The organism is Microcoleus sp. B5-D4, assembly GCF_036705145.1.
Taxonomy (GTDB): domain Bacteria; phylum Cyanobacteriota; class Cyanobacteriia; order Cyanobacteriales; family Microcoleaceae; genus Microcoleus.
In genome coordinates this window covers 61,188-87,940 of the sequence record NZ_JAUBTV010000022.1, presented here as the reverse complement: position 1 = coordinate 87,940, position 26,753 = coordinate 61,188, and the positions used below count along the sequence as shown (strand labels likewise).

Annotated in this window: 24 protein-coding genes; 19 read left to right on the top strand and 5 right to left on the bottom strand. The window is 46.0% G+C overall.

All coding sequences use genetic code 11. From position 1 onward, the window contains the following. From QUB10_RS13400 to QUB10_RS13380, 5 genes are all read left to right on the top strand, one after another. The coding region (locus QUB10_RS13400; protein ID WP_333202765.1) for a hypothetical protein at positions 1 to 592 on the top strand (592 nt) is incomplete at its 5' end. A 265-nt stretch (positions 593 to 857) separates the two neighbouring features. After that, on the top strand, positions 858 to 1,397 hold the full coding sequence (locus QUB10_RS13395; protein ID WP_333202763.1) for a hypothetical protein: 540 nt from the start codon (positions 858 to 860) through the stop codon (positions 1,395 to 1,397). A 283-nt stretch (positions 1,398 to 1,680) separates the two neighbouring features. Then, a complete protein-coding gene (locus QUB10_RS13390; protein WP_333202761.1) occupies positions 1,681 to 2,892 on the top strand; it encodes an IS110 family transposase in 1,212 nt (403 codons plus the stop codon). Between the two features lie 5 nt (positions 2,893 to 2,897). Further along, entirely contained in the window at positions 2,898 to 3,245 is a 348-nt protein-coding gene (locus QUB10_RS13385) for an HNH endonuclease (RefSeq protein ID WP_333202759.1), read from the top strand. Between the two features lie 39 nt (positions 3,246 to 3,284). Further along, a complete protein-coding gene (locus QUB10_RS13380; protein WP_333202757.1) occupies positions 3,285 to 3,536 on the top strand; it encodes an alpha-glucosidase C-terminal domain-containing protein in 252 nt (83 codons plus the stop codon). A gap of 35 nt (positions 3,537 to 3,571) precedes the next feature. Here the strand turns inward: QUB10_RS13380 and QUB10_RS13375 are convergent, their stop codons facing one another. Together QUB10_RS13375 and QUB10_RS13370 are read right to left on the bottom strand one after the other, a co-directional pair. Continuing rightward, positions 3,572 to 4,537 carry an S-layer homology domain-containing protein gene (locus QUB10_RS13375; protein WP_333202755.1) on the bottom strand — a complete coding sequence of 322 codons (966 nt, stop codon included), beginning with the start codon at positions 4,535 to 4,537 and terminating at the stop codon, positions 3,572 to 3,574. 50 nt (positions 4,538 to 4,587) lie between these two features. Next, on the bottom strand, positions 4,588 to 5,508 hold the full coding sequence (locus QUB10_RS13370) for a DUF2382 domain-containing protein (RefSeq protein WP_333202753.1): 921 nt from the start codon (positions 5,506 to 5,508) through the stop codon (positions 4,588 to 4,590). Between the two features lie 490 nt (positions 5,509 to 5,998). Here QUB10_RS13370 and QUB10_RS13365 point away from each other — a divergent pair, with 490 nt between their 5' ends. The 9 genes from QUB10_RS13365 to QUB10_RS13325 all read left to right on the top strand — a co-directional run bounded on the left by QUB10_RS13365 (position 5,999) and on the right by QUB10_RS13325 (position 16,867). After that, the gene (locus QUB10_RS13365; protein ID WP_333202751.1) at positions 5,999 to 6,610 is read left to right on the top strand and encodes a hypothetical protein; all 612 of its coding nucleotides are present in this window, start codon (positions 5,999 to 6,001) and stop codon (positions 6,608 to 6,610) included. A 342-nt stretch (positions 6,611 to 6,952) separates the two neighbouring features. Further along, positions 6,953 to 8,224, top strand: a complete 1,272-nt coding sequence (gene iscB, locus QUB10_RS13360; RefSeq protein WP_333202749.1) for an RNA-guided endonuclease IscB — start codon at positions 6,953 to 6,955, stop codon at positions 8,222 to 8,224. Beyond that, a complete protein-coding gene (locus QUB10_RS13355) occupies positions 8,202 to 8,918 on the top strand; it encodes a hypothetical protein (RefSeq protein ID WP_333202747.1) in 717 nt (238 codons plus the stop codon). The genes iscB and QUB10_RS13355 overlap by 23 nt, the downstream gene beginning before the upstream one ends. 170 nt (positions 8,919 to 9,088) lie before the next feature. Next, positions 9,089 to 10,093, top strand: coding sequence for a mechanosensitive ion channel family protein (locus QUB10_RS13350; RefSeq protein WP_333202744.1), 1,005 nt, complete (start codon positions 9,089 to 9,091; stop codon positions 10,091 to 10,093). After that, a complete protein-coding gene (locus QUB10_RS13345) occupies positions 10,090 to 10,482 on the top strand; it encodes a DUF2254 family protein (protein WP_333202742.1) in 393 nt (130 codons plus the stop codon). Before QUB10_RS13350 ends, QUB10_RS13345 begins: the two co-directional genes overlap by 4 nt. 149 nt (positions 10,483 to 10,631) lie before the next feature. Continuing rightward, on the top strand, positions 10,632 to 11,843 hold the full coding sequence (locus QUB10_RS13340) for a transposase (protein ID WP_333202739.1): 1,212 nt from the start codon (positions 10,632 to 10,634) through the stop codon (positions 11,841 to 11,843). 31 nt (positions 11,844 to 11,874) lie between these two features. Beyond that, positions 11,875 to 12,834, top strand: a complete 960-nt coding sequence (locus QUB10_RS13335; protein ID WP_333202737.1) for a DUF2254 domain-containing protein — start codon at positions 11,875 to 11,877, stop codon at positions 12,832 to 12,834. Positions 12,835 to 13,232: 398 nt separating this feature from the next. Further along, entirely contained in the window at positions 13,233 to 15,647 is a 2,415-nt protein-coding gene (locus QUB10_RS13330; RefSeq protein ID WP_333202735.1) for a bifunctional serine/threonine-protein kinase/ABC transporter substrate-binding protein, read from the top strand. A gap of 500 nt (positions 15,648 to 16,147) precedes the next feature. Next, positions 16,148 to 16,867: a PHP domain-containing protein gene (locus QUB10_RS13325; protein WP_333202733.1), complete on the top strand. Its 720-nt coding sequence runs from the start codon at positions 16,148 to 16,150 to the stop codon at positions 16,865 to 16,867. A gap of 348 nt (positions 16,868 to 17,215) precedes the next feature. Here the strand turns inward: QUB10_RS13325 and QUB10_RS13320 are convergent, their stop codons facing one another. Together QUB10_RS13320 and QUB10_RS13315 are read right to left on the bottom strand one after the other, a co-directional pair. Then, positions 17,216 to 18,382, bottom strand: a complete 1,167-nt coding sequence (locus QUB10_RS13320; RefSeq protein WP_333202731.1) for a CO2 hydration protein — start codon at positions 18,380 to 18,382, stop codon at positions 17,216 to 17,218. A gap of 312 nt (positions 18,383 to 18,694) precedes the next feature. Continuing rightward, positions 18,695 to 20,209 (bottom strand): NADH-quinone oxidoreductase subunit M, encoded by a 1,515-nt coding sequence (locus QUB10_RS13315; RefSeq protein ID WP_333202769.1) that lies wholly within the window; start codon positions 20,207 to 20,209, stop codon positions 18,695 to 18,697. Positions 20,210 to 20,337: 128 nt separating this feature from the next. Between QUB10_RS13315 and QUB10_RS13310 the strand changes: the two genes are divergently transcribed. Next, complete coding sequence (locus tag QUB10_RS13310; protein WP_333202729.1) at positions 20,338 to 20,949, top strand: Uma2 family endonuclease; 612 nt, start codon at positions 20,338 to 20,340, stop codon at positions 20,947 to 20,949. A gap of 134 nt (positions 20,950 to 21,083) precedes the next feature. On the opposite strand, the gene QUB10_RS13305 is transcribed toward QUB10_RS13310, so the two are convergent. Next, complete coding sequence (locus QUB10_RS13305) at positions 21,084 to 22,958, bottom strand: NAD(P)H-quinone oxidoreductase subunit F (RefSeq protein WP_333202727.1); 1,875 nt, start codon at positions 22,956 to 22,958, stop codon at positions 21,084 to 21,086. A 624-nt stretch (positions 22,959 to 23,582) separates the two neighbouring features. Between QUB10_RS13305 and QUB10_RS13300 the strand changes: the two genes are divergently transcribed. The 4 genes from QUB10_RS13300 to QUB10_RS13285 all read left to right on the top strand — a co-directional run bounded on the left by QUB10_RS13300 (position 23,583) and on the right by QUB10_RS13285 (position 26,660). Next, positions 23,583 to 23,894: a carbon dioxide-concentrating mechanism protein CcmK gene (locus tag QUB10_RS13300; protein WP_006635059.1), complete on the top strand. Its 312-nt coding sequence runs from the start codon at positions 23,583 to 23,585 to the stop codon at positions 23,892 to 23,894. A gap of 96 nt (positions 23,895 to 23,990) precedes the next feature. After that, a complete protein-coding gene (locus tag QUB10_RS13295) occupies positions 23,991 to 24,332 on the top strand; it encodes a carbon dioxide-concentrating mechanism protein CcmK (protein WP_006635058.1) in 342 nt (113 codons plus the stop codon). Positions 24,333 to 24,612: 280 nt separating this feature from the next. Then, the gene (locus tag QUB10_RS13290; RefSeq protein ID WP_172186882.1) at positions 24,613 to 24,918 is read left to right on the top strand and encodes a EutN/CcmL family microcompartment protein; all 306 of its coding nucleotides are present in this window, start codon (positions 24,613 to 24,615) and stop codon (positions 24,916 to 24,918) included. 104 nt (positions 24,919 to 25,022) lie between these two features. Further along, positions 25,023 to 26,660: a ribulose bisphosphate carboxylase small subunit gene (locus QUB10_RS13285; protein WP_333202725.1), complete on the top strand. Its 1,638-nt coding sequence runs from the start codon at positions 25,023 to 25,025 to the stop codon at positions 26,658 to 26,660. Positions 26,661 to 26,753 lie beyond the last annotated feature (93 nt).

Below are 26,753 nucleotides of genomic sequence, written 5' to 3'. Positions count from 1 at the left end.
GCCCTCTACTTCAGCACATCAGCCCCTCAAAACTTTTTCAACTTCCTCCCGTACAAATCAACATCAAAATCGGAGTCAAAGCATGAGCTTACAGTTACGACTTTTTGGCGGTGGTCAATCTGACGCTGGAAAAATGACCAGCAGCGGTAGCAACCACGCGATAGATAAATCCAAGGTGCTAGCAGCGACCGACGCAGCCACCATCTCGCCGACTAACCCCGGCAACTTTGACTCAATTCGATCGATTCCGGTCGTGCCGTCGCCGCGCTACTTCGATCGCGAAGAAGCCGACAAGCTCAAAGAGTTGGCAAAGCAAAAAACTGAGGACGCTCGGCACACAAAACGGAGTTACAAGGCACTGGGGAAAATTGAAGCAGCCGATAAGACAGTGCACAAAGAGCATCGGAAATACGAGGGAGTAGTTGCCGAAAACGAACTCGGCAAAGTGCGGGCCAATGCTGGATTAGCAAGGAAACTGCACGGACTGCGGCCCGGTTATGCACGACTGGGTTTAGGAATTGACAAAGCAGACAGCGATGCCCGCACCCGTATTGACGCCATTACTGCCAAACTCACCGGGGGAAATAACTAATGCGAGCGATGTACTTGGCTAATTATTTTCTTAGCGGGTGCATCGCTGCTAGCTTCCTTGGCTGGTTAGCGTCTTTGCACCCATCTGCGCTCCGAGTCGTTTTGTTTTTACTTGCGGCAGTTGCAATTGTTTGGGGGTTAAGTTGGTTGCTTGACTACTCTGTAAGCAATTTGCTTAAAATCTCAGTTGCCGATTTTCAAGCTTTGTTAATTGGTGGATTAGCTGTAATGTTAATCGGTTTTGGGGTGTTCTTATGCACTTAAAAATGTTTGCATTATCTGGAACAGCATTTGCTCTGTGGTTAACTCCTTTAACCGTACTTGACAAGCGCATCGGCTGGCACAAGTCATTACAAGGATTAAGTTTGTTTGTTGGTGTTGCTTGCGCCGCACAAGCGGCAAACATTGCCCGCCAACTTTCAGCACAAGAAGAAATTGAAACCATAAAAACGCGCGCAATCACTGCCGACGTTATTGATGAAATCTCGACATCTGCTTATATTTCCCAGCAAGAACGCCAACAGGAAGCAGAACAAATTTTGAACGGCGCGCCGGAACGTTCCGATGATGTGGGACGGCTAGAACGCTTGATGGCACTAACTTGTGAAGAGCCGGAACGACTAGAACGTTCCGAACAAATTTCGTTAACAAAGGAGGATTCCGACTTGTTAGAACGAATTTTGCAATTGAAGGCGCGCGGATACGGGAAAGCAAAAATAATTTTTGAATTGTGGGGAGTGAACAAAGGGGGAAGTGCTAAATACAAGCTTGCTGAATCTGAATACAATCGATTAACTCAAGAATAAACCGCCTGATGATGGCCGTTTGGAATCAGCGGCCGAAACTCCCCTTATTAAGGGGAGTCGCGGATCGATTCCAACCCGAACCGCCAATTAAACAGGATGCGGCTTAGGGCTTTCGGATGGAACCAAGCTGTTGTGGCTTTTGCACGTTCATAAGCTCGGCCGCCGCCAATTAATTGTTTTCTCGCGCACTTAGAAGCTTTAAGAGTGAAGTAGGCTCATGTGGCCTTTGGGTGATTCATAAGCTGCTGCTGCGAGATTTGGAAACCTCACCCTAAAAAATGGAATGACTCAAATTATTGGCTTGGATATTAGCAAAGCCTCGGTTTCGTGCTGCTTAATATCACAAAAAATTGACGAACCGCGCGAATTTTATTACCGCTACAATTTCCACAAATTCGCGGCTACAGCGCACGGGATTAGTGAGCTACTTGCACTAATTGGATCGGAATCAGATAGGCAAGACACGATCGCCATCATGGAACCGACCGGGATAAACTACCAGATTCTCTGGGGCACCCAATTGGCACGGGCGGGAGTAGAAGTGCGACTGGTCGGGCATAAAGAGCTTCGCTCGTTCCGTGAGCATCACCTGGGTTTGCCAGATAAAGATGATGATGCCGACGCGCTCGCCCTTGCGATTTACGGCTGGGATTACATCGACACGCCGCGCCGATTTGTGCAAATGCGCGATCGCACAATCGTACAAATTCGCCGCCTAGTCCTCAGACTCGCGCACCTCAACCGGGTGCAATCGCCGATCATTAACCGCGCCAGACAAGATTTAGCTTGGCAATTCCCAGAAGCGGCGCTGATTAAATCGCTACGGTCTGGTGAAAAAGTGCCATTGCTTTGGGGTTGGTTGTGCGGCGAGCGGCAGTCGGTAAAATACGATCTGCTGTTGGAGCGGTCGATCGGACTGGGGATAACTAACGAATTGAGGAAACACGCCGCCCGCATCTGCGACTTGCAGCGGGAAGAAATGATTTTAGAGTTTGAGCTGTCAAAACTTGTGGGCGAGGCAAAGTTCTTACCGTACCGTAAAGTATTTGCCCGGTTTGGTTTTGGCCGCCGCGTTGAAGCTTTGTTACTCAGTCAGATTTACCCATTTGAAAATTACCTCGCTGCTGACGGCAAACCCGATATCAAAATTCGCAAAGGCAGGCGATCGGGAAAACCGACAAAGCGGCATTTATCGCTTCGCCGATTCTGTAAGGCTTTGGGGTACGCACCGTCGCAAGAATCTAGCGGCGACTTGCAAAAGTCTAAAGTTGTTGGCGGCAGCGATTTATGCCGGAAAGCTCTTTGGCAGTGGATTTTTACCAGAATTGAAGTGAAGCGTGCTCGCATGGCTAACGATATCGGCGATCGGCTCGGCGAGATTATGGACGAGGAAAAAGCCAGCGGCCGACCGGTGCGGTTGGTGCGATCGCGCGTAGCGGCCAAAGCAGTCAAGCTGTTGTTTAAAGAACTTGTTCGCGAGCTCGTACACTCCTAAAATATATGCACAACGAGTCAAGAAGATTATTGGGTGAAAGCGATTACCTCCCAACACCAGAAGAGGAAGAAGACTTTATTTCTCAGTGGTCTGCTGAATATGATGACAGGCTTAACGATTTAGCGACTGGGGGGAAGTGGGGAGTCTATCAAAAATATTTGTACTCTTCTCACTGGCAGTTATTGAAAAACCAAGTTGTAGAGCGAGATAGATTTTGCCAACATTGTGCAAGTGGCGTAGATTTGCAGGTTCACCACTTAATTTATAGGGGTTGGTACCAAGAACAGTTGAGTGACTTAATATTGTTGTGTAAACACTGTCACGCCAAAATTCACAGCGAAAAGAATTACTAGAGTGAACGTGCAATCAGCATCCGCAAGCAATGTCCTGAGTTGGGTAGGGGCAAGTGGCAAATTCTGGAAACCGACTCTCCCTCGGTGTTAGCCCACTGCTGCGACTGGCAAGGCAGGACGGTGATTGCTGTCCACAATCTAGCCGACAAACCTTGTACCGCTACGCCCAAATCTCACGAATACAGCCATCTGTTCGATTTATTTGGCGATCGGCTCTATGAATCTCTCGATGCTGACTCGCCCTCTATTCCCTTAGAAGCCTACGGCTATCGCTGGTTTCGAGTCAATTGAATCCAGGCGTAAAAAAGTTAATCTTGAGGGGAGAACTAGCGACGTGGACTGTTAGGAATGTACTTAGCAGTATTCTTGTCTGGAAGCGGTTCTATCTGACCTTGATTGACCAAAGCTTGATGAATTAGGGCAGTAGCACTACCCCGACTGAGCAACTCGTTCGGATTAAGAACTCTGGGATCTGGATAGTTGACCACTATCTTTGCCTTTGTCGCTGCTGCCACTGGCTCAACCGCATATTTAGGAAGTTTCTCGGCATCTTTATAGTACGAATTGAGAAAATCTAATGCCGAATTTTTAGCAGGCGCAGTTGCAGCTTTTGTCGTTGTTGGTGGAACAGCCTTAGCCGGTTTAGGTGCGGGCGCAGCCGCAGGCTGCTGCCTTGCCACTACAGGTAATAACGGCTGCATCAAAACAGTCGCTGCCAGGGGAAATGCCAAACGGTTCCTAGCAATTCGACGTTTATTTACTGGAGTTGGCTTGGCTGCAGTTACAGCCGCTTGATCAGTTTTGACAACAGGGGGATTGTAATCCATATTTAAACCCCTCATTAACACAACTAATGCTTGTGCCTTAGTCAAGGGCTGCTTCGGACGAAACTCCTTTCCGGGAAAATCATTCATAAATCCCGTTTCATAAGCTTCTTTAATCGGAGTTGCTGCCCAGTAGTTTTGAGGCACATCCTTAAAGTAACTTCCACTGGGTATCTTTCTAATGCTTGCTCGATTAAAAGCTTGGTGGATCATCGCCGAAAATTCATCCCGATCCACAACCTGTTTTGGTCTAAAAGTTCCGTTTACATATCCGGTAACAATCTCTTTTTCAGCTAAGGAATCAATAAACGGACGCGCCCAGTAATTCGGCGGTACATCAGGAAATTTTGATTTAGCTTGTTGAGCAGCAACTTGCTGGGAACTTAGCACAAAACCAGTGCCACTGACACTAACGGCTAAAGCTAAAAAGGCTACGCTGATTGACGGTAAATACCTGCGAGTAGACATAATAAATTTCCTCCTGATTTTTGCATTTTTAACGATATTCTTTGGCTGAGTTAAAGCGGATTACTTTTTTTTGGCTCCGAATCCGATTCTGTTTTTACCTCTAACTCTTCGCGACGCAGAGTTTCCGTTGCCTCAACCGTATCTTGCTCAACTTCTTTTCTGACTTGCACTTCCTCGCGCACAAACGCTTGCTTTTTGATATCCACACTTTCTTCGTAGATTTCAAAATGTGCCATTTCTTCTTGCTTGAAGGCGGTATCTGGAGTTACTCGACTCCCTGCATATTCAGGAGTAGTGTGCTCAATCACAACTCGCTCTTTTTCTACAGGAACTTCCAGTTGTACCGTTTTGGTTTCAACTTGTTTGCCAATTATTACCTCGCCTGTTTTGCGACGGGTTTTATCTGCAACTAATCGTTCTTCGTACAGTTTGAGTTTTTGATGATCCTGTTCGTTCATCTGATACAATTCGGGCTCTCGCTCGTAAGTGTAGGTATCCCGGTCATAAGCAGCATTACGAGTTTGAGGCGAGACTGAATGCGTTCTCGAAACTGGAACAGGCCCTTCTAAAGGTAATGAGGCTTCTACTGGTACAGACGCTTCTACTGTTGAAGTACGATAAATACCCCGCACTTGTTCTTCATAATCGTAATCAACTGCTGTCCCATGCTCATACCTGGGTAGTTTTTCTACTTGGTCTTTACTCTGCAAACCTGTAGCGTAAACGCGCCGCCCATTAACATCAACGCGACAAAGAGCGATGGGAAGTAAAACTTTTTTGCCAAAAATCCAAGAACCAGTCTCTACCACAAAATAGCGGAAACGTCCTGTCTCATCTACTAGCACAGTATCGATCGTGCCCATTTTATCATCGGTATTTCCGGCATACACCTCCGCCCCTTTGATATCGTCGCCATCAAAAGCTGCTTGGCGGTAGTTGGGATTAAAATCCTCAATTTTGTAAAGTAACATTGTTGTTTCCTGTACTATCTACATCCACTTGTGTACCTACTTTAGATAGATATCAGTTCTAATACTTCCTTCTTATGAATGATTCAGCAAATTGAAAATCATCAAGATAGCGAGATTTTTTTATATTTTTCTATCTTTAGGTAGATGAATTTATATTTCCTGTACTCAAGGGGATAAATTTATCTAATGATTCGTAGGTTGGGTGGAGCCAACCTACAACGTTTCTGCCAGCAACTCTCACAAGGATTTATTAGGTTTTATGATCACCTTAACTAGGGGATATCCTACAAAGTTAAGGGCATCTATAAACGAGCTGCTGGTTTTTTTTTAAAGGAAATTTCCATTTTATGAGCGAAGTTACTACTTTTGATATTTAGAATTTTTAAGTTAAAAATATTATGCCCATCGGTAGATATTCTGGTAATGATGATTAAGTAAAATTAAATTACCTTCAAGAAAAAAAATGACTTAACGCAGGGGTTAATCTTTTATGACTTATCCAGATCGATCGGGCAGTCCACTCACTGATCCTACAATCGTCAATCCGCTGGTGGATTACCACGATCAAGTGAGGTGGGGGCCAATTTTGGCAGGAATTGCGATCGCTCTGGGCACTCAACTAATTTTAAGCGCTTTGGCAATGGCGATCGGATTAACCGCAGGTGCAACAGGGGCGGATGCAGGTTCCGTTGGTATTGGGGTCGTAATTTGGTCGATTATCAGTTTGCTGATTTCCCTATTTTTGGGCGGTTGGGTGATGGCTCAAAGCTGCGGCCCGATGACCAAGAAAACAGCATTTTTGAATGCAGCAATTCTTTGGGGAGCTACATTAGCACTTAGTGCTTGGTTATTAGGAAGCGGGATATCGGGTGCTGTTGGCGCTGCCGCTGCTAATGCTGGAGAAATTGCCAATCAAGTACAACAACAGGGCGGCGTTAATATACCCAATCAAGCGCCGAATGTAGACCCAAATCAAGTTCGCGATGTAGCTGGTAATACAGCTAAAGCTACTTGGTCATTTCTACTTGGCTCTTTGCTGAGTTTGGCAGCGGCAATGATTGGTGCAGCTCTTGGCGCTCGCAAACCTCGCGTTTATGCTTGATTAGCGATGATGAAACCTGAAAATTCAACAAGCACAGGAGCGAGTCGAAAGATTTTATACCATTGTGATGATGATTCATCCTTTCTTGGAGAAGGTCAATCACCCGGCGCTGCTCGGAGTACCGAGACAGCGCGGGCACAGAAATTGCCGAGTTGACCAGTCTAAGTGGTTCGCCCACTACGTTTAAGGTAAGCGTTCAAGTACCTACCAGAAAATGCGTGCTAGTTTTCTGCTCTAGAACTTAAAAGTTAAACAGGTGTAAGGGTTAAGCCAGTGCTTTTAAGATAGTTACCGACCTTAAACATTGACGAAGCAAACATTACCCCATAAGGGAGGACTTAAATGTCTAATTTGGTTTTTGTACTTGATACCAAAAAACGACCGCTCAATCCAATCCGCCCAGGATTGGCACGTAAATTGCTAACTAATGGCAATGCCGCTGTTTTTAAAAGGTATCCATTCACGCTAATTTTGAAAGTAGAGGTAACAGTACCGCAAAAACCAATCACTCTCAAAATAGATCCTGGCTCTCGAACTACTGGAATTGCCTTAATACAAGGACAAAACGTAATCTTTGGTGCAGAGCTAACACACCGAGGACAAGCTATTAAAGCCAGTCTGGAATCTCGCCGTTCATTGCGTAGAGGCAGGAGGAATCGCCATACTCGCTATCGTCGGGCCAGATTCTTAAACAGGACTCGCCCGAAAGGGTGGCTGGCACCAAGTTTGCAACATCGTGTCGAAACAACACTGACATGGGTGACTAGATTGATGAAACTAGCCCCCATTGCTTCTGTCGCTCAAGAGCTTGTGCGATTTGACTTACAGCAATTAGAAAACCCAGAGATTTCTGGGATTGAATACCAGCAAGGCGTTTTATGGGGCTACGATATCCGTGAATACTTGCTAAACAAATGGGACAGGAAGTGCGCTTACTGTGGTGTAATTAATACACCGCTACAAGTCGAACACATTCATCCCAAAGCCAAAGGCGGAGCTAATCGCATTTCTAATCTTTGCCTTGCTTGCGATGCTTGCAACAAAAAGAAAGGTACTCAAGATATTGAGCAATTCTTGTCTAAAAAGCCAGAGATTTTGAAGCGGATTCTATCTCAAGCAAAACGTCCGTTAAAAGACGCAGCAGCCGTTAACTCAACTCGTTGGACATTATTTAATCGACTCCGTACAACTGGCTTGCCTGTTTCTACAGGTAGTGGTGGCTTAACGAAGTTCAACCGCATTCAATTAAATTTACCTAAAACTCATTGGCTAGATGCAGCTTGTGTCGGAAAGGTTGAGTCATTGAAGATTTTAACAAGCAAGCCACTATCGATCAAAGCAACTGGTCACGGGACAGGTCAAATGTGCCGCACTGGCAAATTCGGCTTTCCATCTCGCTATGTTCCCCGGTTTAAGTTTGTTAAAGGTTTTCAAACGGGAGATATTGTCAAAGCGATTGTAACCTCTGGTAAAAAAATTGGTACATACGTTGGACGTGTGGCCGTAAGAACCAGTGGTTCATTCAATATTTCCGCATCAGAATTGGTGTCAGGAATTAGCCACAAATATTGTTCAATTATTCAACGAAAAGATGGTTACTCGTATGCAGCATAAACATTTTTTCCTCTCGCCGCTGACCTGGGTACAAGTACAGCGGGAGTCTCCAAGGGGGAAGAAAGATGAAATTGCCGCCGCTTATGGGATGGATTTGCAACAGCCAGCCCGAAAAGGCGAGGTTTTGGCAATTTTTGGGTTAGCGCTAGGCGGTAGCAACGCAATGAGAGCTGGTTTGGGCTTTTTACGCAACGTACCGCTGGCTGGCGCGATGATTGGTGCGAGTACGAATGCTACGATGCTGTACGCGCTGGGATATGCGGCGCGCCAGTTTTACGAAGCCAAACTGAGGGAAGAGACTGAAGAACCTGGAACCGAAACGCTGCAAGCGATCCAGCAACAAAGCGAGAAATATCTCGATGTTGCGATCGCCCAGCAAGCAGCGATGGATCAAATTATGGTTCACATGATTTTGGCAAGTTATCCCAACAAAAACTGGGAAGATATTCTGCCAGAATTGAAGGCATTGCAATTAAATGCTGATTCTCTCCAAAGGATTGCTGCTAACATCAAGTCCCCCAAACCATTGGGTGCATTGTTAGAGCAACTTAACCCCGACTTTGCAGTACCGCTATTAGCTCAATGCCGTCGCATTGCCGAAAGTAGCGGAGAGGTTTCCGAAGCAGAACAGAAGGTGCTGAATGCGATCGCACAAAAACTCAACGGTCAAGATGTGGCTGCGATATCCACTTGAAAAAAATTGTTGGTGCGTTAGCTTTCTGCGTAACGCACCATCCCCAATATTTACTGTGGCTGTGTAAGTCCTAAATTAGCCTCACATTACAGAAATCTACAGGCTTAAGATAGAGTTTGACATGGCTAATTTTAATACTATCAATAACGACTGATGCAAGAGGAACTTTTATGACAGCAGAAATATCTGGAGTCTGGGACAAGATTGAGAGCATGATCAATGACTTCATTGTCCTGCTGCCTAATATGGTACTAGCGTTCCTTGTTTTTGCAATCTTTTTCTTTGTTGGAAGGTCAATTAAGAGAGCGGTCAGGCGGCTTACCCGCAACCACCGCCAATCCCGAAATTTGGGACTGGTGTTGGGAAGGTTAGCGCAGGGTATTACTGTTTTGGTTGGTCTGTTTATTGCCTTGTCGATTGTAATTCCCACATTTAAAGCAGGCGATTTGGTGCAACTGCTAGGAATTAGCGGGGTAGCGATTGGTTTTGCCTTTCGCGATATCTTACAAAACTTCCTAGCTGGTATCCTAATTCTTTTGACGGAACCGTTCCAAATAGATGACCAGATTGTGTTTAAAAACTTTGAGGGAACGGTAGAAAATATTGAAACTCGCGCTACAACAATCCGAACCTATGATGGTCGCCGGATTGTAATTCCCAATGCCGAATTGTTCACCAATTCTGTTACTGTGAATACCGCCTTTGATCAACGCCGGATGGAATACGACGTTGGTATCGGCTACGGCGATGATATTCACCGAGCCAAGCAGTTAATGATGGAAGCTATGCACAGTGTGGATGAGGTTTTGAATGACCCTGCTCCTGACGTGTTGCTGATGGAACTTGCAGGAAGTAGCGTCAATATCCGCGCTCGATGGTGGATTGCTCCGCCGCGACGAATTGACGATCTGCGATCGCGCGACAAGGTACTTTCTGCGATTAAGGAAAAGCTGACTGCTAATGGCATCGACTTGCCCTTTCCTACGCAGCAAATTTTGTTTCACGACCAAACCGAAGAGACGGATGGCGATCGCAAACGTCAACGCGAAGGATGGCCCGCTGGTAATGGCGAAGTTCCTAAACCCCGCAGCATCAGCGGTTCTCTGCAAAAACTCATTGAAGTGCGATCGCCACAAGACGGCAACGGACAATCGCCACCCCACCACAACTCATGAAAAATGTCAAGTTAAGCAAACTTTGGGATTCGCTGCACTCTAGCTATTGGTTTATTCCGACGTTGATGGCTGCGGGGTCGATGATTTTGGCGATCGCCATGCTGACACTTGACCGCACGGGTAATATACCAAACTGGAGGTGGATTTACACGGGTGGGGCCGATGGTGCGCGATCGGTTCTCTCATCGGTTGCCAGTTCAATGGTCAGCGTTGTTGCTACAGCTTTTTCCATTACTATTGTGGCGCTTCAGTTGGCGAGTTCAAATTTTGGCCCCCGATTGCTGCGTAATTTTATGCAAGATACGGGCAATCAAATCGTGCTTGGCACTTTCATTGGCACGTTTATAACAATCGAACATGAAAACCCCGTGACTTTAGTCCGGGGATGAAAGGGAGAAGGAGGCTGTAGCCTCCCAGCATCTTTCATTAGATTTCAGGATTACGACCTAGGGTGCAACTATGTAAAGCTTTGTGAACAACTTTGGCGACCTTAAGCTGATGCTGGTAGCATAAGGAACATCGTGATGAGGTCGAAGTCATGCTAGTTTTTGAGTTCAAAGCCTACGGAAAAAAGCAGCAATTTGAGGCTGTAGACGAAGCAATTAGAACAGTGCAGTTCATCCGTAACAAAGCATTGCGCTTTTGGATGGAAAACGAAAAAGTCAACAAGTATGACTTGAATAAGTACAGTGCTGTTTTAGCTAAAGAATGGACGTTTTGCGATGAACTCAACAGCATGGCTCGACAATCAAGCGCAGAAAGAGCGTGGTCGGCAATCGCCCGATTCTACGACAACTGTAAAAAGAAAATCCCAGGAAAAAAGGCTTTTCCGCAGTTTCAGAAAGACAATCGGTCGGTCGAATATAAAACGACCGGGTGGCGGATGGCAACTGACCGAAAATCTATCACTTTTACCGATAAAAAAGGCATCGGAAAACTCAAACTAAAAGGGACGCGCGACTTACATTTTTATCAGCTTACCCAGATTAAGCGAGTACGCTTAGTCAAACGAGCCGATGGATACTACATCCAGTTTTGCGTTCAAGTTGACCGTTCCGAGAAGATTGAAGTTACAGGTAATGCTATTGGATTAGACGTGGGGCTCAAAGAGTTCTACACAGACTCTAATGGCGTTGCCGTCGAAAATCCGCGTTTTCTGGGCAAAGGAGAGCGCCGACTAAAGAAAGCTCAAAGGCGGCTTTCAAAGCGAGTCAAAGGTTCAGAAAATAGAAAAAAAGCTAGGGTAATTCTAGGAAAACGCCACCTCAAAATAAGTAGACAACGCAAAGATTTTGCCGTGAAGTTGGCAAGATGCGTTATCCAGTCCAACGACTGTGTAGTCTATGAAGATTTGAGGATCAAGAATATGGTGAAGAATCACTGCTTAGCTAAATCAATTAACGACGCATCTTGGTATATGTTTCGAGTGTGGATGGAATATTTCGGTAAAGTATTCGGAAGGATTACGATTGCCGTGCCAGCCCACGGGACGAGTCAAGAATGCTCTAGCTGCGGAACCATTGTCAAGAAAAGTCTATCAACGCGAACTCACGCTTGTCAGTGTGGATGTGTGTTAGATCGCGATCACAACGCAGGTAGAAACATCCTAAGTCGGGGATTGAGTACGGCGGGGCACGTCGGAACTTGGATCTTAGATCCGAACGCTTGTGGAGAGTTGACCGCTACCGATGTTGAAGTAATTCTGCATCGGCAAGTCGATTCTGCGAATCAAGAATCCCCTCGGCTTTAGCCAGGGGAGTGTCAATTACTGTTTACTCGTATTGCGAACCATTCATGCAGAAGGAGAAGGATACAGTCTCTTTGTACCCCAACTTTCGGTTACAGTTGGTACCGGATTGGCAATTGCCAGTATCGGCGTACTGATTTACTTTATCCATCACGCATCAACCATTATTCAAGCGTCCCATGTAATTACTCAGGTTAGTGGCGATTTAGACAAAGCTCTAGATCGTCTGTTTCCCGGAAAAATCGGAGAAGGTAAGGCGAAAAAATCGCGACAAGTGGGAGAAATTCCTGCAAATTTTGACTCGGAAGCAAGTCCAATCAAAGCCACTGGCGAGGGTTATTTGCAAGCAATCGATGACAACGAATTAATGAAAATTGCCCGTCATTACAATCTGCTTGTACGTCTTAAAACTCGACCGGGAAAGTTTATCGTCAAGGGCAGCGATTTAGCGATGGTTTTCCCGGAAAAACAGGTGAATCAAAGCCTGAACCAAAAAATTAATGATGCTTTTATTCTGGGCAAAGAACGGACTGAATATCAAGATGTAGAATTTCCGATCGATCAGTTAGTTGAAATTGCCTTGCGTGCGATTTCTCCTGGTATCAACGATCCGTTTACTGCGATTCGGTGTATCGATCGACTCAGCGCCGGATTATCCCGCCTCGCTCAAAGGGATTTTCCCTCCCCCTATCGCTACGACGATGAACATAATTTGCGCGTCATTGTTGAACGAGTGACGTTTGAAGGGTTAGTTGATACTGCATTTAACCAAATTCGCCAGTACAGTAAATCAGATGTGGCGGTAACAATTCGCTTATTGGAAGCTATAGCTTGCATCGCCACTTACACCCGCAATTCCAAACAACGAGAAGCTTTACGCCGTCACGCGGAGATGATTTTAAATAGTAGCCGCGAACAAATCTCTCAGGAGCAAGACCAGAAAGATGTCCAAGAACGGTATCACCAAGTCATTAAAGCTTTAGGAGAGGATTAATTGGGTAGAGCAGAATTATGGTAATAACAGCAGCTTTGCGATCGGCTCCTAATACTTTAGCTTTAACCGGGCTGATTGCCATTGGTTTAGCTCTGCGGTTTTTTTGCTGCTTTTGTACTCAGTAAGTTAGCAGAAAGATAATTGATAATTAGCGATCGGCATCACTAAAGTAATGTATAATTGCTGACAGTTAAGCTGTTCATCATTTAAATTTTCGAGGCTATCTAAGCAAGTATTGGGTTTCAACCTCTGAAACACGCATTTTAAATGCACAACAGCTTATAGTTTTTTGATATACAGAGAGACGAATTTGATATGTTGCTAAGCTGTATCTGACAGCAAAAAAGCTTATAATCAACATTAAAGGCCGCAGCCTGTCAAGAGGTGTTGGAAAATTTATGTGTGTCAACTTAGGGCATATCCTGCATGAAAGCTACGAAATTATCGCTTTGTTGGGAGAGGGAGGGTTTGCTAGAACCTACACGGCTGTACAAATAAACAAACCTAATAATCCTCTGTGCGTTGTTAAGGAAATTCCTTTTCCCCCATCGAACGATGCGCGCGTCTTGGAGAGGGCAAGGCAGCGATTTGAAAGGGAGGCTAGCGCTTTGTGCCGTCTCGGCAACAACTCGCGCATTCCCGAATTATTCGATCGCTTTGAAGAAAACGATTATTTTTACTTAGTACAAGAATACGTTAAAGGACACCCGCTTATTCAAGAACTCGCTCCTGGCGATCGGTGGAATGAGAAAAAAACTGTTGCTTTGTTGCGGGAAGTTCTGGAAATATTAAAATCGGTTCACCAAGAAAAAATTATTCACCGCGATATTACACCTTCTAACTTAATTCGGCGCGAAACAGATCAACAAATTGTTTTAATAGATTTTGGGGCGGTCAAAGAAATCAGCACTTTTACCTCTAACTCTACAGGTGAAATATTCACATCGCAGGCGATCGGCACCAGCGGTTATATGCCTGCCGAACAATACAAGCCACAGTCTCTCCCGCAACCCTACAATGATATTTATGCAGTAGGAATCATCGCGATTCAAGCCCTCACCGGGCGGCGTCCCACCAATCTGCCGCAAGACCCCGAAACTGGTGAAATTGTCTGGGATTATTTAACATCTGAACCGGTTAGCGACAAGCTTAAAAATATTTTAACCAAGATGGTGCGTTTCCACTTTCAAGACCGCTACCAATCTGTGGATGAAGTTTTGCAAGACTTGGATTTGTCGATCGTCCCAGGGCCCCAGGTACCCAAAACTTCGCGGAAGTTGCGATCGGGCTTTCGCTGGCTGCTGTTAGGCGTTGCGGGAATTGCGGCTTTTGGGGCGATCGTACTTTTAATCCCCAGAATTTCCCCGCTAATCCCCAGAATTTCCCCGCAACCAACGCTGGCTACACCCTCCGCAGATGGTGTAAGTTCCGGCGAAAAACTCCTCGTGCAAACCTCCGCCTTGTGGTCAAAACAAAGGGGAATCAATGAGTTTGCCGACTCAAATTATCCCGAAGCTTTAAAATTGCTCAAACAGTCCTGGCGGGAAGACCGCAGAGATCCAGAAACTTTAATTTACATCAACAATGCTTTACTGAAGGCAATCAATGCAGAATATTATACGATCGCAATTGTTGTCCCTATCCGCCGCAATCAGGACGGCAGCATCCTCAACGCAAATTTAGCAGAAGAACTGCTTCGTGGCATTGCTCAAGCTCAAACCGAAGTTAATTTAGGTCTTCTGGCTGCAAATGAGAACAATAAAGATTTTCCCGGTCAAGGCTTTCTCGAACCAAAAGCTATTAAAGGAAAAGGTCTCAAAGTCATCATTGCTGATGATGGCAATATCAAATCCTACGCCGTTCAAAGGGCTAATTATCTGGTCGCTCAGCCCGATATTCTAGCAGTTATCGGACACTACACCAGCGACATGACTGTGGAAACAGTAGATATTTACAATCGAAATCAACTCGTCGCCATTTCTCCGGGAAGCACCACAGAAGAACTGACGCGAAAACCTCGAAAATTTTTCTTTCGGACGGCTCCGACAACTAGCATAGAAGCTGAAGCTTTAGTAAATCAACTGCTCTTGGTCGGTGAGAAAAAAGCCGCAGTATTTTACAATCCCAACAGTCCGTTTAGCGCTTCTTTGTGGGAAGAATTCAAAAAGCAATTTGAAGCCAAAGGAGGCTCGACTTTTAGAATCAGGAAGTATTACGATTTATCTAAAAATAATTTAGACGCCGAAGCAGCAATCACAGAAGTTGAGAAAGCCGGAAAAACAGCCTTACTTGTCATTCCCGACGGTCAAGTCACTACAGCCCTAGAAAATGCGATCGAAATGATTAAAGCTAATGGCGATCGCAATTGGATTGTCGGGCCCTGGACTCTGTACGAGCCGAGAACGTTAGAAGTAGCCAAAGAGCTAAAGTCTGTTGAAAAACTGGGCATATCTGTGTTTTGGCATCCGTTAATAAGTTTTGACAAAAAATTTCCGCACAACGCTGAAAAATTGTGGGGAGGCCCGGTCAATACTCGATCGGCTTTAACCTACGATGCCGCCCGGACGCTGATTAAAGCCCTAGAAATGCAGCCGGAACCAAGCCGCGAAGGAATGCAAAAAACCTTAGCCGATCCAAACTTTAAAGCCGAAGGAGCCTCCGGTATAATTGAATTTGACTCGAAGACTGGAAATCGGAAAAACCCTCCTAAACGAGTGGCGCATATTGTGCCGTGTTCTAGAGAACAGTTTGGAGTTACATTTGTGCCGATCGAATTTCCCACAGCCGCAGCCGCAGGTTTAAAGTGCGATTGAATTGATATAGGAATCCTTGCAGGAGTCGTAAACTTTTTACCCCACCCCAACCCTCCCCTTATCAAGGGGAGGGAGTAAGAAATTCACAAATAATTTAGGATGGCTATATCTTGTGGCATTTTCCACAAACCTTTTAAGGGCGGGCAGGATGCCCACTCCACAATAAAATTTAGTCTTTGTGGAACAGGCCGGAAAGCCTGTTGTTAAGAATGATGCAATGTGTGGGAGGAATTGATATCTTGTGGCATTGTCAATGAACCCTCCGGGACGAGTTTTACCAAATATAATTGCCTGAAATCAATAATCTCATAACCCCACCCCCACCCGACAATAAAATTCTGGATAGAGAATTGTGCAAGATGTGCGAGTGAATTGATATCTTGTGCCGAACGCAACAATCCGCCAGATGTTTCAATCCTACAGCCGACTATTGCCACCGGTGCAACATATCAATTTATTAGATATATTAAACAAGGTTAGTTTTTTTTATAATAACGCTTATGGCTGTCAATCTCGCTTCCCCAACAAGTTCTAGTCTCAAACCAGAAGCCCAGAATATCTCAGCACTCAAACAAGTCTTTCAGACAATTGATGCCGATAGCTGTCCGGGTTCCTATAATTTTCATATGCACACAGTCTACTCCGACGGGCGATTGCAGCCAGAGAAATTGATGGAACAAGCCATAGCCCGCGGCCTCAAGGGCTTAGCTATCACCGACCACCACAGCACCGAAGGCTACGTTAAAGCTCAAATTTGGCTGGATAATTGGAAATTAAACCATCCTGACAAAAATAGTGAAGCACCTAGTCTCTGGACAGGCGCTGAAATTAATGCCGAATTACTCAACAATGAGGTACACATTCTCGGTTACGCCTTTGATCCGCAACATCCCAGTCTCAAACCTTACTTGCGAGGTAAAAGCACTGAAGGCACTTATTGTTATTCAGCAGCCAGGGTAATTGAAGCTATTCATGAAGCAGGAGGTTTAGCAGTTCTAGCACATCCTTGCCGGTATCGATCGACTGCAGATAAACTAATCCCAGAAGCAGCCCGTTTCGGCATTGACGGTCTAGAAATTTACTATGCTTACGGTAATCCAAATCCTTGGAAACCGAGTCCCAAACAAACTGCTTTAGTCAAGGATTTAGCAGAAACTTATGGTTTGCTGGGAACTTGTGGCACGGACTCTCACGGCCTGAGTCTTCTCGTCCGAATCTAGATAATTCGGAAATAAGAAGTGCTTTATCCTGTCATTACCAGTCTAAGCGTTAGCGGATATATCTCTTATGAAAGCAATCACAATGACCCAAAAACAAACAGTTTACCATGTCATATTATGTCCGCTAAAACAACCATTATAAAATGGGTTCGTAGTGAGGACTTCAGTCCTCATAAAAGTCTGTGGACTGAAGTTTTTACTACTTGCCTTATAAGGGCTATTTTACGGGACATGAGATCATTAACGATGCCAGGATGAGCTTTCGCCCTCCAAAAGAAAGCAATTGCCAAACCAGGTAATATTGTTGTAACTCCGAGAGACATTGAGCCCTAAAAACCAGTCGCCCTTCTAGCGTTCGGGGAACAACTGACAGGCCCTGTTAGTTGGCTGATTTGCCCAATCCAAGCGAGAATTCCCAAATCGATCCATCCAACCTTCCAAATAAGCTCGATTAGCCTTTCTTTCCTCTGGATCGGAGGTATTCATGGGATGAGGTGCTAAACCCAAAATAGTCGCCGTCGTTACGCAAAACATCGACTTTTGAAAACTCTGACAAATTTGCACCCGTACATCGTCTTCACCGCGACAGCTAGTGCGATAAACTTCGTGCAAATACTCCGGCAAATAATGGCGCATATCTTGCATCAATTGAGTTGGCGGAATCCCAGCACCTCCAATCGGTAAAGGGTCAGCAAACAAAGCCCCGTAGGCAAAATCTTTTTGTTTTTCCGGGATTTGATGGGCTTGAGCGTTGTAGGAAACTGTGCCAAAAAAAGCTGTGCCCCGAAAGAAAACAGCCTCTACATAAGGCACAGCTACATCTGGTAAAAATGTTAAGTTAGCCGAGGCAGGAATGATATCGTAGACTTGACCGTGAATTTTGACGCTGTAAGTAATTGGCAGACTGGCGGCTGCTACTAAACCGGCTTTAACAAAATTAACAACGTCAGAAATAGACTTAGTTTCCCCTCGATCGTAGGAATCAGATAAGTCGATAAACAAATCGCTCATTACCCGCCAAAACTGACCGAGACCGGTGTAATAAGCCAGCATCCGCACTTGTTCAGGCAAAAAATCAGGAAAGGTTTTGTTGAGTCCCTGCATGAAAAAATTGCCTTTCAATTTAGCAGCGATCGCCTTTTCGACCAAACTGCTAAATTCCGGGGAATCCAAATAACTATCCAAACCACCGCCGCCGTGCCAAAGCATTGTTCTCATGCAATACTCAGCATACTCAAAATTAATGCGGTCGTGCCACAAATAGCGAATTAATTTCGGCAGCGTCACCTCTCCATTGAAATATTTAAAAAACGGAAAAAGCACTAAAAACTGTTCTTCTGCAATATAATTGAGATTGCGAGAATAGGCATCTAAAACAATAGCATAACTTTTCAGCACGCCGACAACTTCAACTACATTTTCCGTAGATTCAGGCAGTAAAGCTTGGCCTGATTCCAAGATGTCAATGTATGCGGATAGGGGATGGGAAGATGGTTTTAATACGGTACTTTTCATTTTTATTTAACCTTAATTGAAGGAAGGCACGACACGGATTTGAACACGGATACACTGATGAATGGAATAGGTAGGGACACGGCAGTGCCGTGTCCCTACAGCCGTCTGCTGTATTTTATGGGATTGAAAACTGCCATAGGACTAAAGTCCGATGCTACTGATATCTTGCACCATTCTCAATTAGCCCTAGGGGCGGGTTCGCCAACAGCCTTAAAGCTTGCAAATAGGTTATATAAACCCGCCCGACCCCACGAAAAATCCTCTTATTGATATTGCTGCAAGATGTCAGATGCTACAAACTTAGGTCATATTTTATTTCAAGTTTTGAGCAATAACTTTAACTTGGGGTGGCACATTAGCTACCATTCCGATCGCAGTTTTTTCGCTCAAAGCAACTAAAACTCCAGGCTGCACTCCCATGATTGCAATAATTATTGCTAAAACCAGCGAAGGAATGCGATCGCGCCAGCGGACTTGCGGCAAATTTACCACCACATCCGAAAGGCGGCCGAAAAAGGCGCGGTTGACCATAATTAAAAAGTAAACTGAAGTTAAACCAGTGCCGATCATGCAGAGCAAAGTTTGCAGGGGAAACACTGGCAAACTGCCCCGGAATATCAAAAATTCAGCAATAAATCCAGCCAAACCCGGAATGCCGGCACTTGCCATCACGCCGAGGATCATTAAACTGCCAATCATCGGCAAACCGCGATCGGGATTAAACAAACCTTTGAGCACATCGATGTTGCGGGTGCCGGATTTTTTGTAAACAATGCCGACGGTTAAGAATAGCAGCCCCGAAATTAAACCGTGGCTAACCATTTGCAAAACAGTTCCCAGCATACTAATCGGAGTAGCTGCGGCGCTAGCTAACAAAATGTAGCCCATGTGAGCGATCGAACTGTAAGCTACAATTTTTTTCATATCTTTTTGGGCGATCGCGCAACTCGCCCCGTAAAGCACGCTTACCACCGCCCAACTCGCCAACCAAGGTGCCGCCACCGCCCACGCATCTGGAAACAAACCCAAACCAAAACGCAGCATCCCATAAGTTCCCAGCTTCAAAAGCACCCCCGCCAGCAGCACAGATACCGGCGTCGAAGCTTCTACGTGAGCATCCGGCAGCCAAGTATGAAAAGGCACCAAAGGCATCTTAATTCCAAAAGCCAGCAACACCCCTGCCAGCAAAACAATTTGCCTTACCAAAGGCAATGGCAATCCTCCTTGCAAATGCGATGCGCCCGCTGCACCAACCATATCGAAACTAGAAGCACCACTAAGCCAACCAGTACCCAAGAAAGCCGCCAGCAGCACAATTCCCGAAAATGCAGTATAGATTAAAAACTTAGTAGCAGCATAACCCCGGCGCTCGCCTCCCCAAATCGCAATTAGCAGGTAAAGCGGAATCAATTCTACCTCAAAAAACAGGAAAAACAGCAGCAAATTTTGAGATAAAAAAGCCCCTGTTACGCCGCCGGTAATTAACAGAATCAAAGAATAATAAAGTCGAGGTCTGCGGATCGACTCATCCGTAGCGTAAATAGCTACCCCTGTCAGCAGAGTATTTAAAATTACCAAAGGCAGAGCCAAACCATCAACACCGAGATTGTAATTCAATCCCAAAACATCTATCCAAGGAATGAATTCCGCAAACTGCAACTGACTGGTACTGGCATCAAACTGAAATGCCAAAATCACCGAGAGAATAAAAGTTATACCCGCAATGGCGATCGCGACATTCCGAACTATTTTAGAACTCACTGAACCGGGCCAGAGCCCAATCAGGGCAGCGGCCAACATTGGTATCCAGATTAAAGCACTGAGCATCAATTAAAACTTTCCTTTATTACGCAGTTTTTAGAACTATATTTAACATTAACGCAAACCAACTACATATAAAAGCGATCGGCTGATTTTCTTGTTAACATAGATTCAAATGTCTCTGGAATCCTCCTATGACCTCAAGTCTTACAGATCGAGAAGATTTGCAAATTAAATCCGGTTCTCCTTCCACCCGCCTCACCGTTGCCGACTTGGAACAACTGCAAGGTATACTCTCGGAAGCACATCTCGACTACCAATTAGAACTGGTAGACGGGAAGATTATCCTTATGGGCCCATCAGACATTGTATCGAGCGAAATTGGGGCAGAGTTAGTCAGTCTTTTGCGTAACTGGGTCAAACCTCGCAAACTCGGACGAGTGTTTGAGTCCAGCGGCGGGTTTATTCTCCCCAATTCAAATCTTACAGCACCGGACGTTTCGTTTGTGGTAGCCGATCGCCTCAAACAAAGTAAAAGGTATTTTGCCGCACTCGTTCCCGACTTAGTTGTAGAAATCAAATCTCAGTCCGAGCGCCTCAAACCCCTGCGAGAAAAAATTTTATCATTTATCGAACTCGGAGCAAAAGTAGGAATATTAATCGACCCTGACAAGCGCACAATAACAATTTACACTCCCCAAGCAGAGCCAGTGGTATTGAGAGACGGCGACATGATTTCAATTCCCGAACTTTTGCCCGGTTGGGAAGTTCCAGTGACCGAATTGTGGCCGATCGAGTTTGAGTAAAACTCGATAAAAAAGCAGACAAACCCCGAGTAAAATTATCTGCGTTCATCCGCCCTCATCTGCGGTTTAAGATTAAATAACATCAGACCAAAAGCAGACAAACCCCGAAAAATTCATCTGCCAACCACTGCGGTTTAAAACTGCCAAATAATCAACGCCAGCAACACCGCAACCCCCCCCACAATAGTCAACACATAAAACTGCGACTGACCGGTGCCGCTGTACTTCAACCCTTCACCGCTGAAAATTGTGGCAAAACCGAACAAATTCACCGCCCCATCCACCACATACCTATCAGTCCAAGCGCTGATTTTAGAAATAAAAGCCACCGCCCAAACGACAGTCAAGCGGTAAACTCGATCGATATAAAAATCGTAAGCAAACAAATCCTGCAACGCCGGCACCGGCAGCCGTACCGGTCGAGGTAAAACCCCGTACCAATAAATCGCCACCCCAACCGCAACGCCTATCAACCCAGATAACAGCAACAGCGGTGTATCCAGCGTCTTCAACAGCAAATTTAAAGTATCAAAATCCCCCGTTTGCGCCCAAGGCCCAGTCCAACTAATTAACAGTTGCCACTGCTGCAACATCCAAGGAACCAACAGCCCCATCACTGTCAAAATTACCATCGGCAAAGCCATCGGCCAACCAACTTCTGGAGCTCTGCGAGTTTTCGGCTGCGGTTTCCCCACAAAGACTAAACCGAATATGCGAGTTAAATTTAGCGCTGTCAAACCGTTAACTAAAAGCAGCACTATTACCAGCCACAAAGGCACCGTCCAAAAACCGTTGAGCCAGCGTCGCATTGCCCAAAAGTTGCCCAGAGGCAACAGCGCTACCATCCCCGCAGCGCCTACTAAATAAGCCGTAGTCGTGGCAGGCATCTTCGACCACAACCCACCCATTTCTGTTAAATCTTGAGTGTTAGTTGTGGTAATAATTGACCCTACGCTCATGAATAATAGGCCTTTGGCGATCGAGTGCGCCAACAGCAACAGCAAAGCAATGTCAACTTGATTTAGCCCCACGGCGATAAACACCAAACCCAAAGAGGCGCTGGTAGAATGCGATAGTGCTCTTTTGATGTCGATTTGGGCGATCGCCACCAAGGAAGCGCCAACAGCAGTCACCGCACCCAACACCACGAGTACCGCATCCGTCACGGGCGACAGCGCCAAAACAGGCTGAAGTTTAATCAAAACATAAGCCCCAGCGCCCACAACTACCGTATTCCGCATAATCGAAGCCGGGTTTGGCCCTTCCATCGCCTCGTCGAGCCATAGATGGAAGGGAAATTGAGCGCACTTGGCCGTAGGTGCGGAGATTAAAGCCAAACCTAAAAGAGTCGCCACTAGGGGAGACAAAGTTGCAGTTTCCGCCCATGTTTCCAAATCGGAAAAATTCAAACTTCCTGCTAAAGTTGAAAGCGTCACTACTCCCATCAGCAGTGGCACGTCTCCTACACGCTTGGTTAAAAACGCATCTCTAGCGGCTGTTACTACCAGCGGTTGAGCGTACCAAAACCCGACTAGCAAGTAAGTTGAAAGCGTCAGCATTTCCAACAAAGCGTAAGTTAGAAGCAGCGAGTCGCTAATGGCAATGCCGCTAATTGCCGCTTCAAAAAAACCCATCAGCCCAAAAAATCGAGCTAGCGCCCAGTCTTTTTCCATGTAGCCTAGAGCGTAAATTTGTGCTAGCAAACTCAGAACACTAACTAACTCCATTGCTCCGACGCTGAGGGTGGAGATTTCTATTGCAAAAGACAAATCTAAATCGGCTGCTTGCACCCAGTGCACGAGCAACTGTTGGGGTGGTTGATCCCAAGTCGCTGTAAAAATAACTGACCCGTGTATGAAAGCCAACACAGTCATTAACAAATTGAAGTAAGCTGCAGGTCTCGGCCCTGTTCTGCGAATGGTGCCGGTAGACCACGGCAAAGTTAAAATTGCGCCTATCAAGCCATATAAAGGTACCCACCAACAGGCTTGGAGGAGAAATTGAGTCATTTAATTTATCCCTTAAACTTCAAATTACGGGCTGCCTTTATACAAAAACAGTCGCGGGCGATCGCGCGAGACCCTAAAACTTTCACTAAACCCGATCGTATAGTTGTGGCAAAATAATTTGCACTCCAGATTAACTATACATTAAAGCATCAAAACTGATAATTATCTCAAGACAAAATTACTGGTTGAGCACACGAGGCACTCAAAGAAAAAAATGCCTGCCGATGGGTCAAGACTGCCTTTTTTGCCGATTTCCCCGCGATCCCCCTTTTGGAATCCCCAAGTTTCCCGGCCGCGATGAGCTCCGGCTTCACATACCGAACTCTACTTTATGAGTATTCTTACTTACTTTAATCCCCCCTCGCCGTCGGCATCTACCCCTCTTTAATATTAAGATTATTAAATAAATATTAAATTATTTTAAGTAACATAAAAAATTTTAATTTTTGTTATTAAACATTATGATGTTAGTTTATATTGTCAAGGTGGACAGCTTCCCCTATTCTTATAGGATAGGAAGCTTTACACTGCCTTACTAAAAAATGTGGGCCTCCCCGTCCAAATTTTTAGATTTCTCAAAGATTTGTAACGGTAATTTCGCTCATCCTCAAAGGAGATTCAAAAATGTCAATTGCCGTGGGAATGATTGAGACAAAAGGTTTTCCCGCTGTGGTGGAAGCTGCCGATGCTATGGTCAAAGCTGCCCGCGTTACCCTCGTGGGCTATGAAAAAATCGGCAGCGCCCGCGTCACCGTAATTGTGCGCGGCAACGTGTCGGAAGTCCAAGCCTCAGTCGCAGCAGGAGTGGAATCCGTCAAGCGGGTGAACGGCGGAGAAGTCGTCTCTACCCACATCATCGCTCGCCCCCACGAAAACCTAGAATACGTTCTGCCGATTCGATATACAGAAGCAGTAGAACAGTTCCGAGGCTACTAAGTTCTTAGCGCACAAAAATTTCGTTAAAGAAAAATTTGTGCGATCGTCAAAAATTAACTGTTTAGTTCCCCAAATATTCAATCAGGAGTAAAACCAATGGCAATTGCAGTTGGCATGATCGAAACCCTAGGCTTCCCCGCAGTGGTAGAAGCCGCTGACGCGATGGTCAAAGCAGCCCGCGTCACCTTGGTAGGCTACGAAAAAATCGGTAGCGCTCGGGTTACGGTCATTGTAAGAGGAGATGTCTCGGAAGTGCAAGCTTCTGTCGCAGCCGGAGTAGAGTCAGTGAAGCGCGTTAACGGCGGACAAGTGATGTCTACCCACATTATCGCCCGCCCTCACGAAAACTTAGAGTACGTGCTGCCGATTCGCTACACCGAAGCTGTAGAACAGTTCCGTGAAGGCGTCAGCGGCATTCGCCCTCTCAACAGATCATAAGATAGGCGATTCCCTACGGGATAGCTTCGCTTCACGGCTGTTAGGGGCGTTTGGTAATTAAAAATTAAAAATCGCGATGTTTTTGATTTAGCATTTTTAATTTTTAATTGAGGTGGGTATGGGATATTGGTTATTAGTCATCAGTCATCAGTCATGAGTGATTAGTTACTAGACGAAGCTCTAAAAGGCGGACAGCGGACTGAGGACAGAGCTAATTAAAAAAAGACAAGTGACAGTGTAAAAATGACAATTACCAATTACCTATTACCTATTACCTAAAATGCAAATGGCCAAAGTTCTCGGCACAGTTGTCAGTACCCAAAAAGAGCCGACACTGAGAGGATCGAAATTTCTACTGCTGCAATTCATCGATGAGGAAGGTTCGCCAGTTCCCGGCTATGAGGTAGCCGCTGACTGTGTGGGCGCTGGTATAGATGAATGGGTTTTAGTAACCCGAGGCAGCGCAGCCCGGATCGCGCCCGGAAGCGAAAACCGTCCGATCGATGCTCTAGTAGTAGGCATTATAGATACTGTCAATGTAGAAAACCGCCTCATTTACAGTAAAAAAGACGACCCGTACCGCTAGTTGCCACCGTTAGCAGTTAGCAGTTAGTGGAAGAATAACTAACAACTAACAACTAACAACTAACAACTAACAAAAAAATTTTTCAGCTTAGGAGAACTTAATTTATGGCAGTCCGCAATGTTGCGGCTCCCCCGACGCCTTGGTCGAAAAACTTGGCTGAGCCCAAAATTCACGACACCGCCTTCGTACATTCCTTTTCTAACATTATTGGGGATGTGCATATCGGTTCTAATGTGATGATTGCCCCCGGGACATCTATCCGCGCCGATGAAGGCACTCCGTTTTATATCGGAGAACGAAGCAATATTCAAGACGGAGTAGTGATTCACGGCCTAGAACAAGGCCGAGTCACAGGAGACGACGACAAATCCTATTCTGTGTGGGTGGGGAAAAATACTTCCCTCACCCACATGAGTTTAATTCACGGCCCGGCATACGTGGGCGACGACTGCTTTATCGGCTTTCGCTCTACGGTGTTCAATGCCAGAGTGGGCAACGGCTGCATTGTCATGATGCACGTACTAATTAAAGATGTGGAGATTCCCCCCGGTAAGTACGTACCTTCGGGAGCCATCATCACTAATCAAAAGCAAGCCGATCGCTTGCCTGACGTTCAAGATTCTGACATTGAATTTGCGACCCATGTCATCGGCATCAATGACGCTCTGAGAACGGGTTATCGCTGCGCTGAGAACATCGCCTGTCTAGCACCAATTCGCAACGAGCAAACTAAAAACTCCAATATGACTCAAACCAAATATTCTACCCATGCCGGCACCCAATTGAGTTCAACTCTGGCCGATAGCATCCGCAATTTATTAGCTCAAGGATACAGCGTGGGAGCCGAACACGCCGACGCACGCCGCTTCCGTACCGGTTCTTGGCGTACTTGCGGCCCGATTTCCTCAACCCGTGACTCAGAAGTAATCGCGGCTTTGTCAGCTTGCATGGCCGAGCACCAAGGAGAATACGTCCGCTTGATCGGGATTGACACCAAAGCCAAGCGCCGCGTACTAGAAGAAATCGTCCAAAGACCGGGAGACAACGGCTCTAACGGTTCTAACGGTGCGAAAACTCACCAATCTAACGGTAAAGTTGCACAACAAGCTTCATACCACAATAGCGGTTCCGTGTCAAGCGGAAAATTGAGTGCCGAAACAGTGACTCAGGTTCGTGGCTTGCTAGCTCAAGGCTACAAAATTGGCACGGAACACGCCGACGCGCGCCGCTTCCGCACCAGTTCTTGGCAAAGCGGGGCTTCGCTGCAAGTGAAAAACGAATCTGAGGCGATCGCCGCTTTGGAAGCTGTGATGAACGAGTACCCGGGCGAATACGTGCGCTTGATCGGGATTGACCCGAAAGCTAAGCGGCGCGTGGTTGAAGAAATTATTCAGCGTCCCGACGGCCCAGTTGCTCAATCGGCTAAGCCGGCAGCAACATCGGGATACAAAGCAGCTTCGACTGGTTCGGCCAGTAGCGGCAGTTTGACCGGCAAGACGATCGACCAAATCCGCAACCTGCTTTCCCAAGGCTACAAAATTGGCACGGAACACGCCGACGCGCGCCGTTTCCGCACCGGTTCTTGGAACAGTTGCGCCCCGATCTCATCCAACCGCGAAGCCGAAGTGATTTCTGCCCTCGAAAGCTGTCTCAAAGAACACAGCGGCGAGTACGTCCGCTTGCTGGGCATCGACTCCAAGGCGAAGCGCCGGGTGCTCGAAGAAATTATCCAACGACCTTAATTTGCTAGGTAATTAGCTTGTTTCTCCCGTTAAGCCCTCGCGTTGGGGCCAACGGGAGAAACCCCAGCGGATTGAAGTTGGATTTGAGATAGT